The sequence below is a fragment of the Allobranchiibius sp. GilTou73 genome, from assembly GCF_021391335.1.
GTDB classification, from domain to species: domain Bacteria; phylum Actinomycetota; class Actinomycetes; order Actinomycetales; family Dermatophilaceae; genus Allobranchiibius; species Allobranchiibius huperziae.
In genome coordinates this window covers 3,378,083-3,389,760 of the sequence record NZ_CP090051.1, presented here as the reverse complement: position 1 = coordinate 3,389,760, position 11,678 = coordinate 3,378,083, and the positions used below count along the sequence as shown (strand labels likewise).

The window sequence follows — 11,678 nt, the reverse complement described above, 5'->3', positions numbered from 1 at the left end:
GGCGGCCCTCCCGTAAGCTGGTGTTACCGACGCGGGGTGGAGCAGCTCGGTAGCTCGCCGGGCTCATAACCCGGAGGTCGCAGGTTCAAATCCTGCCCCCGCTACCAACGCGTCAACGAAGAATCCCTGGGCCAGACGGCTCGGGGATTCTTCGTTTCCCGGCCGGAGCATCGTCCGGCATTCATCGGTCGCTCCGGGCCGACCGTCGCTCGCGGCATGAGTGGCAGAGGGCCCGCACGGGGTGTCGGTGCCGGCTCCTACGGTCGCGGGCATGGTCCAGTGGGATGCAGTCATGGCAGCTGTGGGAACGACGCTGAGCGGTGAGGCGGACCGTGCCCGGCGAGAGCTCTCGAGGTGCTGGGACGCCTGTGAGCCCGTGGATCACGGCCCTCGGTGTGTGATCGCCCACTATCTCGCGGATCTGCAGCCCGATCTGGAGGCTGAGGTGGAGTGGGACGAGCGTGCGCTCGCCGCGTACGCGCACGTCGCGGACGGCGAGCTCGCGGCCATCGGCATCCCGTCGGCGAGCGCGCTGGCTCCCAGCCTGCATCTCAACCTCGGTGACGGGTACCGGCGCCAGGGGCGCCTCGCCGCGGCACGGGTGCAGCACGCCCAAGGGGTGCTGGCCGTGGCCGGTCTCCCCGACGACGGGTACAGCCGTCACCTCCGTGCGGGTCTGACGCGCCTCGGCGAGCGCATCGGCGAGGTCGGCGCGTGACCGAGCCCCTGGTCGAGCCGGGTTCAGCGCCAGCCGAGCTCAGGTGCCAGATGGCGCAGCACGCTGTCCAACACGTGCACGTTGTAGTCGACGCCGAGCTGGTTGGGCACCGTCAGCAGCAGGGTGTCCGCGGCGGCGATGGCTTCGTCGTCGGCCAGCTCCTTGACGAGCTGCTCCGGCTCGCCGGCGTACGACTTGCCGAAGCGCGCCAGACCGCCGTCCAGGTGGCCCACCTGATCCGTGCTGTGCGTGTCCCGCCAGAAGTACGCGCGGTCGGTCTCGTTGACGATCGGGAAGATGCTGCGGCTGACCGAGACCCGCGGCTCACCGGGGTGCCCGGCGGACTTCCAGGCGCCCCGGAAGCGTTGGATCTGCTCGGCCTGCAGCTGGTGGAAGGGCACGCCGGTGTCCTCGGTGAGGAGCGTGGAGCTCATCAGGTTCATGCCCTGCTCACCGGCCCACTCCGCCGTCGCGCGCGACCCCGCGCCCCACCAGATGCGCTCGCGCAGACCGGGTGAGTGCGGCTCGATCGGCAGCAGACCGGGCGGGTTGGGGAACATCGGGCGCGGGTTGGGCTGCGCGAACCCCTTGCCCTGGATGACCTGCAGGAAGGTGCTGGTGTGCTCGCGCGCCATCGCGGCGTGGTCGCCGTCTTCCGGCTGGTAGCCGAAGTAGCCGTAGCCCTCGATGACCTGCTCGGGCGATCCCCGGCTGATGCCGAGCTGCAGTCGGCCCCCCGAGATGAGGTCGGCGGTGCCCGCGTCCTCGGCCATGTAGAGCGGGTTCTCATAGCGCATGTCGATCACGCCGGTGCCGATCTCGACGCGGCTGGTCCGCGCCCCGACCGCCGCGAGCAGCGGGAACGGAGCCGATAGCTGTCGCGCGAAGTGGTGCACCCGGAAGTACGCAGATCACAGCGAGATTTATGGGAAAGAGACAAAAAAAAAAAAAAAAAAAAAAAAAAAAAAAAAAAAAAAAAAAAAAAAAAAAAAAAAAAAAAAAAAAAAAAAAAAAATTTTTTTTTTTTTTTTTTTTTTTTTTTTTTTTTTTTTTTTTTTTTTTTTTTTTTTTTTTTATATAAAAAAAAAATATTTTAAAAAAAAAAAAAAAAAAAAAAAAAAAAAAAAAAAAAAAAAAAAAAACAAAAAAAAAAAAAAAAAAAAAAAAAATTAAAAAAAAAAAAAAAAAAAAAAAAAAAAGAAAAAAAAAAAAAAAAAAAAAAAAAAAAAAAAAAAAAAAAAAAAAAAAAAAAAAAAAAAAAAAAAAAAGGCGCGCGCGCGCGGGGGGAATAAAAAAAAAAAAAAAGAAAAAAAAAAAAAAAAAAAAAAAAAAAAAAAAAAAAAAAAAAAAAAAAAAAAAAAAAAAAAAAAAAAAAAAAAAAAAAAAAAAAAAGAAAAAAAAAAAAAAAAAAAAAAAAAAAAAAAAAAAAAAAAAAAAAAACACTGTAAAAAAATTAACATGAACAATTATACTTGGAGACCATCCGGAGTTGCCGGTCGAGGACGCGTTCGAGCGCACCCTGACCACGCCGCTCCCGCAGATATTCTCCCGCCGGTACGGCGCGCTGCCGGCGGTGAGGGAGACCACCGGTTTCACCCCGCCGTGGGGGAGCGCCACAGGCCAGACGCGCACCGTGCGCACCACCGACGGCGGCTCGATGCGGGAGACGCTGCTGGCGATCGACCGGCCGCGATCCTTCGCCTACCAGCTGAACGGCATCACCGGCCCGATGGTCGTGCTGGCCGCTTCGGTGGAGGGGGAGTGGGCGTTCGCCCCCGCCGGCACCGGCACCCGGATCACCTGGTCCTGGACCATCCGTGGCGCGAACGCCGTTGGATCGCTTGCGCTCCCGGCGTTCGGGCGGATGTGGCAGGGCTATGCGCGCCAGGCTCTCGAGGAGTTGGAGCGGGTGCTGCTCGCCTGACGCCTTCAGGGGGTCGCGACCTGGATCTCTTGTACGTCGCCCCGTACGACGAGCAGCCCGCGGCCCTGCCGCGGACGATCCATCGGCCCGATCCGGATGCCGAAGAGGTCACCGTCGTGCCGGCCGGGTTGCAGCAGCAGCCCCGTCTGACGGCGGCGCAGCTCGGGCGCGAGGCCCCGGTACGACGTGGCGAGGTCGGACGCGACACCGCTGGCGCAGACGATGCCGCCGGTCGTCCGGTGGCGTGCCAGATGCTCCAGGACGGCCGGCTCCGCGGCCATCCCCGTCAGCTGATCGGCGTCGTCGACCAGGACGGCGCCGTCGGGGTACGCCGCGCACCATGCGCGGACCGCACCCAGATCGTCGTACGGCAGCCGGGTGACCGCGGGCGGCAGATCCCCGACCGGAGCGCCCGGCCCGATCCACCCGACCGCCCGCGATTGACCGAGCACTTCGGCCAGCACCGCCAGGGTCGTCGTACGTCCGCTGCGTGGTGGACCGCACACCAGCCAGCCGGCCCCGCAACGCTCGTCGATGGCAAAGCCGGCAGGACCGTCGACGGTGCACCCCAGAGTCACCACGCCGGGATCGGTCGCGACGAGCGTCGCGAGCTCGACCCGATCCGGCAGCGCCGCGACTCGGTGTGGCCGACCGTCCGGTGCTGCAACGAGATTCGTCCGTGCGTCACCCGGCAACGCGAACTGCAGTTCTTCGCCGCCTGGCAGCAGCAGTCCTCGACCGGGCGGCATCTCAGCGGGGATCTGTGCGGCGCGTAATCCAGCCATCAGCAGATCCGACGGATCGGCCATCCGGGTCGCGACGGTGCTCGTGAAGAGCGCACTCACCCGTCCCGACAGCAGCGCCCGACCGCCGGTGGCCACGACGCTGACGCCCACGGAGACACCATCGCGCAGGACCTGGGTGATCCGATCCTCCAGGTCGCCGACGGTGTGTTCGTTGCTGATCTCCTGGAATACCTCCCAGCCGTCGATGACCAGCAGGATGCGTGGGTCGGGGCCGGACGTGACGAATCCTGCGCCGCTGTAACGCAATTGACGCTCACGGATTACGTTCGTCAGCCATTGCACGAGGCGCAGCGTGCGCGACAGCTCATCGCGCAGCACGACCGCGCCACAGTGCGGCAACGACCCGATGCCGCCCAGGCCGCCGCTGCCGTCGAGCACGTAGACGTGCAGCCGATCGCTGGCCCAGGCTGTCGCGGCCGCACCGATGAGCGCGTGCGCAGCCGTGGTGCGACCGCTGCGCGGCCCACCCACGATCGCCAGGTGGCCGTCGGCATCGAGGTCCCAGCCGATAGTCAGCTGCTGTTGTTCGCCCGGGAGGTCCACCAGGCCGAGGGGAACGGCCGACCGAGCAGCGTCCCGAAGGCCCATGTCACGCAGCGGTTTGGCGGTCAGGTCGGATGTTCCTACCCGTGAGGGAAGGGGCGGCAGCCAGGGCGACGGAGGTCGACGTACCCGCCCGTTCGCCGCACTGACACACACCGCGTCGGTGAGGGCTCGCAGACCGGTCCGCGCGTTGGCGCCTGTGTCATCCGGCGGCCAGAGCGGAGCTCCGGACTCGGGATCGACGCGCGCAATGCGAACTGGCTCGTCGCCGCTGCGCAACGACACTCCCGTCCATGCCGTCTGCAACGCGCGCGGCACGCCACCTCCGGTCCGCAGGATCGCGCGCCCTGGGAGGGACGCCGGGATCGCCGCCGCGGCGTCGGTCTCGATGACGTCCTGGGAGTCGGCGGCATCGCGGACGCGGAGGGCGATCCGCAGGTTGAGGTTGGCTCGCATGTCGGCGGAGACCACGCCTGCGGGTCGCTGGGTCGCGAGGACCAGATGGATTCCAAGTGATCGGCCGACTGCCGCGATGCGCACCAGTCCGTTGATGAAGTCGGGCAGTTCCTCTGACAGCACCCGGAATTCGTCGATGACGATGCACAAGCGAGCGAGCGGCTCACGATGCGCAGAGCGTTCGTAGTCACCCAGGTCGGACGCGCCCGCCGCCGCTAGGAGGCGCTCACGACGTCGTACCTCGGCCTCCAGGGACCGCAACGCGCGCGAGGTCAGGTGCGTATCGAGGTCGGTGATCAGCCCGAGCGTGTGGGGCAACCGGGCGCAGTCCTGGAACGCCGCCCCGCCCTTGTAGTCGATCAGCACGAAGGTCAGCCTGTCCGGCGGGCTCGCGAGGGCGAGGGATGCGATCAGGGTCTGCAGCAGCTCGGACTTGCCGGCACCCGTTGTACCGGCGACCAGCGCGTGCGGTCCGTCGACCGCCAGGTCGACCCAGAGAGCACCGTCGGCGCCGACCCCGAGCAGTGCACGAGGCGTGCTGGACGGCGTCCCCCACAGCCGTTGCACGGCCACGGGATCGGAGAGGTCGACACCGAGTTCGGCGCGTACCAGCGCGGCGTGAGCCACCTGCACGGGCACCTGCTGTGCCGGATCGTCCGGTCCCGCGTCGGTCAACGCGCCGAGCGCGCGCGCCGTGGCGGTGACCAGTGACGGCACGGGCAGATCCGGTCGAAAGTCGGTGTCGCCGACCCTGCCGTGATCACGCCGATCGACGCGCACCGTCGTGGTGCACGCCGCGGGCAGCTGCGTGTGATCCTCGTCGAGGGCCAGCACCGCCATCCCGTACGCAGCCGCCCTGCGCACCACGTCCGCGGCGGTCGGCGTGGTCGCGCACCCATCCAGCACGACGAGGGTCCGAGGAGGTGCGGTGTCGTCGAGTTCGACCAGCTGAGAGGACCATTCGGCGAATCGCGGGTCATCGGGGTCGGCCACCATCACCCGAGGCTGCGACGCGGGGTGTGGCAGCACTTGCGGCAGCGTCGTCATCCCACGCCATCGCTCGCGCGCGTCCTTGTCCGCGCACAGGATCACCATGCCGAGGTCGCGCGGCGACTGCCAGGCGGCCAGCTGGATGATGCCTCCCATCACCAGCTGGTACCGCAGGCATCCGCTCACCCCGACCACCCGGTGCTGCGACAGGGACACGATGATCGGCACCTCGTGCACCGGTAAGGGGCGGGTCGCGCGGTTCCCGCCCGCGACCCGCACCCGGCTGTGCACCGTCCCGACCCCGACGCGGAAGGCGAGGTGGTCCTCGTGCGTCGCGGCCCGGTGCCACACCGCGGAGCTGCGCGAAGCAGCATCGTGCGCGGCGCGGGTGATCGGTGGCGCCATCTGCCGGCGCAGCGCCTGCTCGACGCGCACGGCGGACGCACAGTCCTCCTCGAACCTCACTCGCGCCAGGGTGTGCGCCCGCGCAGCCTCGCGAAGACGTCGGCGGGACGTGCCGCGGTCGCCGGCGTACTGGGCGACCACCATGATCGGGCTGAGCAGCGCGAACATCGCGAAGAGCGGATTGCGGAGCACGACGACCATGGCGGCCGCGAGCACCAGGGGCACGATCGCGGAGACCCACGGGAAGCCCCGACGGGTCGCCAGCTCCGGCGGTAGGGGCGCGGTGAATTTGAACTCGTCCAGCCGCAACGTCTTTCGCGGCGATCGATGGATGAGATAGCGGCCCGTCCCGTCGGTCGGCGGGTGCTGGGACGCCCGCGCTGCGCGTTCGATGGCGAGCGTCGTCCCACCGACGCGCAACCGCTGCCCGACGCGCAGGTCGACGAAGTCGGGGCCGATCCGACTCCCGTCGATCCAGGTGCCGTTGGTGGAGCACAGGTCGCGAACGACCGCACGCCCCTGCTCGACCCGCAGCTCGCAGTGGTGCCGGGACAGGTCGTCGTCCTGCAGTACCAGGTGGTTCTCCGATGCGCGGCCGACGACCACGCACGCGCCGGTCATGACTGCACGTGCGCCCACGCACGGTCCCTCTGTGGCGACCAGTTCGAGCAGGTGTGGCGGCTCGAGAGGCGCCCCGACATCGCAGACGACCGTCTCGTTGACCAGCGGTGGGACGCCGACCACAGCCTCCGCGTCGAGCCGCACCGACCCGACGTACGCCGGGTCGGGCGCTTGGAGGTCGCCGGCGACCTGCGTCCAACTCGTGCCGGCGGGCACGCGGACGCACCATTCGCGCAGCAGCCCGTCGGTCGATCGCACGACGCGTAGGCGCAGCGTGACGGTCGACGCGGGCGGTCCTTGCATCCGGGGAGTATCGGCGGGTTCGCGATCGGATGCCGTAGTACCTGTGGACAACTTTCGCCCCGACGGTCGGGCTTCGGTCTGACGTAAGAACTGGGGCCGACGGGGCCGATGGGACATGCGTGGTGGGAGGTGCGGGCAGATCCGAAGAGAGCTGATGGATTTCTGTGGATAACCCGATCGGCACCTGCAGAACTGCTTGCATGAAGACCTTGTCTGCATCGGACAGATCAGACGGTCACCGGCAAGGGGGTCGGCATGAACGGCATCCAGGTCGTCGAGGGGGAGGTCCGCGAACTCATCCGGCGGCAGCGGCTCGACCCCACCACCGAGGCCGTCCAGTTGCGGGGCCTCGTCGGGGATGTCATCAAGGACTACGAGCAGCGCAGCCTGCACGGCGGTATGGCACCGCTGGGGGACGTCGAGCACGCCACGCGCGCGATCCTCGACGCGGTCGTCGGCTACGGACCGCTGCAGCCCTACCTCGATGACCCCGGCGTGGAGGAGATCTGGATCAACGATCCGGCGAGGGTTTTCATCGCCCGGTCCGGCGTCGCGGAGCTGACGTCGACGATCCTCACCCAGGACCAGGTGAAGAACCTGGTGGAGCGGATGCTCAAGCCCTCCGGTCGCCGCATCGACCTGTCCTCGCCGTTCGTGGACGCGTCCCTCCCGGACGGATCCCGGCTGCACGTAGCCATCCCCGACGTCACCAGGAGCCACTGGTACGTCAACATCCGCAAGTTCGTCACCCGCGCCCACCAACTCGACGACCTCGTACGCCTCGGCACTCTGACCCACCAGGCCGCACGCTTCCTTGCGGCGGCCGTCGTGTCCGGGCTGAACATCCTGGTGGCCGGAGGCACGCAGGCAGGCAAGACGACGACCTTGAACTGCCTGGCCGCCGCGATTCCGAGCAACGAGCGTGTCGTCTCGTGTGAGGAGGTCTTCGAGCTGCGTCTGGGGATCCGCGACTGGGCGGCCATGCAGTGTCGTCAGCCGAGCCTGGAGGGCACCGGGGAGATTCCGCTGCGCCGCCTCGTCAAGGAGGCGCTGCGCATGCGGCCCTCGCGGATCATCGTCGGCGAGGTGCGCCAGGAGGAGTCGCTGGATCTGCTGATCGCTCTCAACTCCGGCCTGCCCGGCATGGCGACCCTGCACGCCAACTCTGCGCGCGAGGCGATCGTGAAGATGTGCACGCTCCCGTTGCTGGCCGGTCCCAATGTCAGCTCCTCCTTCGTGGTCCCGACCGTGGCCAGCTCCATCGACCTGGTCGTGCACCTGGGGCTCGAGCGCGACGGCAGCCGCCGCGTACGTGAGATCGCGGCTGTCCCGGGCCGTGCCGAGAACGAGGTCATCGAGATCGCCGAGCTGTTCGTGCAGCGGGACGGCGAGCTCATCCGCGGTGATGGATTCCCGCCTCATCAGGAACGATTCGCCCGTGCCGGGTACGACGTCGCCCACCTGCTGGGCGACCGACCATGACACTCCTGCCTCCACTCCTGCTCTCTCTCGGACTCTTCTGCATCTGGTGGTCGTTCTGGCCATGCGAGGAGCGCGTCGTGAAGCCGAGCACTCCCACCTGGCGCGACAAGCTCTCCGACGCCATCGCGCAGAGCGGCCTGGGGTCGATCAGCACCAACCAGCTCCTCGCGGTCTCTCTCGGCCTCGGCGTGCTGGTCTTCCTTCTGGCGATGGCCTCCACGTCGGTGGTGCCGATCTCGTTCGCGTTCGCCCTCATCAGCGGATACGCGCCGATCGCCTTCGTGCAGGGCCGGGCGCGGCGACGGCGTACCCAGATGCGCGAGCTGTGGCCCGACGTGGTCGACCACATCGCGTCCGCGGTCCGTGCCGGCATGGCGCTGCCCGAGTCGCTCTCACAGCTGTCGGTGCGCGGGCCGGAGGAGCTGCGGCCCGCGTTCCTGGAGTTCGCACACGACTACCGCGCCACGGGAAACTTCCAGAGCTCACTCGACGCCCTCAAGCTGCGCCTCAGCGACCCGGTGGCCGACCGGCTCATCGAGTCCCTGCGCATCGCGCGGGAGGTCGGCGGCACCGACCTCGGGCGTCTCCTGCGCACTCTGTCGTCGTTCCTGCGTGACGACGGACGCACCCGTTCCGAGCTGGAGGCACGGCAGAGCTGGACCGTGAATGCTGCGCGTCTCGCCCTGGCCGCGCCATGGATCGTGTTGGCGATGCTGGCGACTCGTGGCACGTCGCTGCAGGCGTACCAGAAGCCGACCGGCGTCGTCGTGCTCATCGTGGGTGCCGCCGTGTCGATGGTGGCCTATCGGATCATGCGGCAGATCGGCCGACTGCCGGACGAGGCGCGGGTGATGCGATGACCTCCTCCGCCTCCTGGGCCGGCGCGCTCGTCGGGCTCGTCCTCGCGGCCGGGCTGACGCTGATGTGGCTCGGCCTGCCCGTTCGCCGCCGTCCCGGACTGGAAGCGCGGATCGCGCCGTACGTCAACGACACGCCGCGGCCGTCCCGCCTCCTGCTCAGCTCCGACGAGCACCTGGAGGTGGGTCAGATCTTCGCTCCGCTGCTCCATCGGCTGGGCGCCGTCGTCGAGCGGGTGCTCGGCGGCGCAACCTCCGTCCGACGGCGGTTGGAGCGCGCCGGCCTGCCGCCCGACGTCGAGGGCTTCCGGGCGCAGCAGGCGCTGTGGGGCGTGGCCGCCGGGTTCGCCGGGACGCTGTGGGTGACCATGCAGATCCTGGGCGGTGGCACCTCGGTGGTGAGTGCGATCGGCATCATCGTGATCAGCGTGGCCGCCGGAGTGGTTGCACGCGATCAGATGTTGACCCGGTCCGCCGAACGGCGCGAGGCGCAGATCCTGGCCGAGTTCCCGGCCATCGCGGAGATGCTCGCACTCGCCATCACCGCCGGTGAGGGGGCCGCAGCGGCGTTGGAGCGGGTGACGAAGCTGTCCTCGGGTCAGCTGTCCGGCGAGCTCGCGCGGTGCCTGGGAGATGCCCGTTCCGGCTATACCCTTCCCGCCGCGCTGGAGGGCCTGGCCGACCGCACCGGCATCCCCGGGCTGGCCCGCTTCGTGGACGGGGTCGTGGTGGCCGTCGAGCGGGGAACCCCGCTCGCCGACGTCATGCGGGCCCAGGCGCAGGACGCCCGTGATGCCAGCAAACAGGCGCTCATCGAGCTGGGAGGGCGACGCGAGATCACCATGATGATCCCCGTGGTCTTCCTGGTGCTGCCGGTGACCGTGGCCTTCGCCATCTATCCCGGTCTGAGCAGCCTCAATCTGTGAACCGCACGTCACCGATGAAAGGGAAGTCCCATGAGATCACTGTCCAAGCTGTCCGATCGCCTGACCCGCCGACTGATCGAGGCGCCGTACCGGATGCGTGACGAGCGCGAGCGCGGTGACGTCCCCGGATGGGTGCTGATCACCCTGATGACAGCGGGGCTCGTCACGGCCCTGTGGAAGTTCGCGCAGCCGCAGTTGACCTCCCTCTTCGGCAACGCCATCAACTCCGTCAAGGGCTGATGACGCCGGTCGCGGCGCTCCGCGACCGGTTTCGTGCGCTGGGCACCACCCGGGGATCGGCGGTGGCCGAGTTCGCGATGGTCGGATCGCTGGTCGTGCTGCTCTTCCTCGCCGCCTTCCAGGTGGGGTTCTCGCTCTTCGTGCGCAATACCTTGATCGCCGACGCGGCCGAGGGGGCCCGCTACGGCGCACGCGCGGACGAGTCGCCGCAGGCGGGCGCCCAGCGCGCCCGGGACCTGATCGGCTCCTCGGTATCGACCCGCTACGCGCGGCACGTGACGGCTTCGACCGAGCAACGCGATGGGCTGACGGTGATCGTCGTCCGGGTCCAGGCGCCGCTGCCGGTCGTCGGCCCGTTCGGTCCCTCGCAGACCCTGAACATCAGCGCGCACGCGTACGAGGAGCGGCAATGATGCTGGCGCGGCTGCTAGTCCGCCTGCGTACGCGCCTCGGTCACGGCGATCGTGGCAGTGCGGTGATCGAGTTCGTGGTGGTCGGGATCCTGATCACGATGCCGGTCTTCTACCTCGTCATCGCGCTGGCGCGGCTGCAGGCGGGCGCGTACGCCGTCACGCAGGCCGCGCGAGAGTCGACCCGTGCCTACGTCACCGCGTCGTCGGACGGTGTCGGAATGGGCCGCGCTCGCGCGGCCGCCCGGTTGGCGTTCGACGACCAGGGCTTCACCGGCCGCGGGGACGTCTCGATCAAGTGCTCGGCGCAGCCCTGCCTCACCCGTGGCGCTTCGGTGGGGGCGTCAGCTGACCTCGGGGTCGATCTGCCGTTCATCCCCAACTTCCTGCGGTCGGCAGTGCCGAGCACCGTCCACCTGCACGCACGGCACGTCGAACCTGTCGACCGCTTCGGCGCACAGGGCGGTCCGCCGTGAGACGCCCGAGTGCCGCGCTGCGCCACCGGTTGGGGGAGGAGCGCGCCGACCGAGGGCGGATCATCATCCTGTGCGCGGGGCTCTTCGCGCTTCTGGGGCTGCTGATCATGGGCGGGGTCGACGTCACGAGCATCCAACTGGCGCGGGTGCACATGCTGGATGCCGCCGACGCTGCGGCGCTCGACGCGGCGAACGCCGCAGACAAGGGGGCGATCTATCGCGGGGGAGTGGGCAGCACCGTTGCCCTGTCGAGTGATTCGGTGCAGGTGGACGCGCGACGCGAGTTGGCTGCGCAGGAACTGCCCGCGCACGTGGCCGGCTGGGCGGTCGTCGGCGGCACGGGCACCCCGGACGGGCGCACCGCGGTCGTGCGGGTCAGCGGCACGGTGCACCCGCCGCTCTTCGGTGGTCTCCTCAAAGCCGTCGGCGGCGACGTGACGATCACCGTGCAGGCCAAGGCCCGCTCCGACGTCGATCAGTGACGCTTCCGGGATCGGTCTGGAAACGGCTGCTGATCTCAG

The 11,678-nt window shown here is 67.3% G+C and carries 10 protein-coding genes, 1 tRNA gene and 1 pseudogene; 10 read left to right on the top strand and 2 right to left on the bottom strand.

Annotated features, from left to right (window positions below; genetic code table 11):
* Positions 1-30: 30 nt before the first annotated feature.
* Both LVQ62_RS16680 and LVQ62_RS16675 read left to right on the top strand, forming a co-directional pair.
* Positions 31-107, top strand: a tRNA-Met gene (locus LVQ62_RS16680).
* Positions 108-292: 185 nt separating this feature from the next.
* Positions 293-718, top strand: coding sequence for a hypothetical protein (locus LVQ62_RS16675; protein ID WP_233763280.1), 426 nt, complete (start codon positions 293-295; stop codon positions 716-718).
* 23 nt (positions 719-741) lie between these two features.
* On the opposite strand, the pseudogene LVQ62_RS16670 reads toward LVQ62_RS16675, so the two are convergent.
* A pseudogene (locus tag LVQ62_RS16670) lies at positions 742-1,626 on the bottom strand (LLM class flavin-dependent oxidoreductase); the annotation flags it as partial.
* A gap of 581 nt (positions 1,627-2,207) precedes the next feature.
* Between LVQ62_RS16670 and LVQ62_RS16665 the strand changes: the two are divergent.
* Positions 2,208-2,642, top strand: coding sequence for an SRPBCC family protein (locus tag LVQ62_RS16665; RefSeq protein ID WP_233763278.1), 435 nt, complete (start codon positions 2,208-2,210; stop codon positions 2,640-2,642).
* A gap of 5 nt (positions 2,643-2,647) precedes the next feature.
* Here LVQ62_RS16665 and LVQ62_RS16660 read toward each other — a convergent pair whose 3' ends face one another.
* Entirely contained in the window at positions 2,648-6,766 is a 4,119-nt protein-coding gene (locus LVQ62_RS16660; RefSeq protein WP_233763276.1) for an FtsK/SpoIIIE domain-containing protein, read from the bottom strand.
* 255 nt (positions 6,767-7,021) lie between these two features.
* Here LVQ62_RS16660 and LVQ62_RS16655 point away from each other — a divergent pair, with 255 nt between their 5' ends.
* The 7 genes from LVQ62_RS16655 to LVQ62_RS16625 all read left to right on the top strand — a co-directional run bounded on the left by LVQ62_RS16655 (position 7,022) and on the right by LVQ62_RS16625 (position 11,639).
* Positions 7,022-8,248, top strand: coding sequence for a CpaF family protein (locus tag LVQ62_RS16655; RefSeq protein ID WP_233763274.1), 1,227 nt, complete (start codon positions 7,022-7,024; stop codon positions 8,246-8,248).
* Entirely contained in the window at positions 8,245-9,108 is an 864-nt protein-coding gene (locus LVQ62_RS16650) for a type II secretion system F family protein (RefSeq protein ID WP_233763273.1), read from the top strand. The genes LVQ62_RS16655 and LVQ62_RS16650 overlap by 4 nt, the downstream gene beginning before the upstream one ends.
* Complete coding sequence (locus tag LVQ62_RS16645; protein WP_233763271.1) at positions 9,105-10,031, top strand: type II secretion system F family protein; 927 nt, start codon at positions 9,105-9,107, stop codon at positions 10,029-10,031. Before LVQ62_RS16650 ends, LVQ62_RS16645 begins: the two co-directional genes overlap by 4 nt.
* 30 nt (positions 10,032-10,061) lie before the next feature.
* Entirely contained in the window at positions 10,062-10,271 is a 210-nt protein-coding gene (locus LVQ62_RS16640) for a hypothetical protein (RefSeq protein WP_208051414.1), read from the top strand.
* 62 nt (positions 10,272-10,333) lie between these two features.
* Positions 10,334-10,684 (top strand): TadE family protein, encoded by a 351-nt coding sequence (locus LVQ62_RS16635; RefSeq protein ID WP_233763269.1) that lies wholly within the window; start codon positions 10,334-10,336, stop codon positions 10,682-10,684.
* The gene (locus LVQ62_RS16630; RefSeq protein WP_233763267.1) at positions 10,681-11,157 is read left to right on the top strand and encodes a pilus assembly protein; all 477 of its coding nucleotides are present in this window, start codon (positions 10,681-10,683) and stop codon (positions 11,155-11,157) included. Before LVQ62_RS16635 ends, LVQ62_RS16630 begins: the two co-directional genes overlap by 4 nt.
* Entirely contained in the window at positions 11,154-11,639 is a 486-nt protein-coding gene (locus LVQ62_RS16625; RefSeq protein ID WP_233763265.1) for a pilus assembly protein TadG-related protein, read from the top strand. The genes LVQ62_RS16630 and LVQ62_RS16625 overlap by 4 nt, the downstream gene beginning before the upstream one ends.
* Positions 11,640-11,678 lie beyond the last annotated feature (39 nt).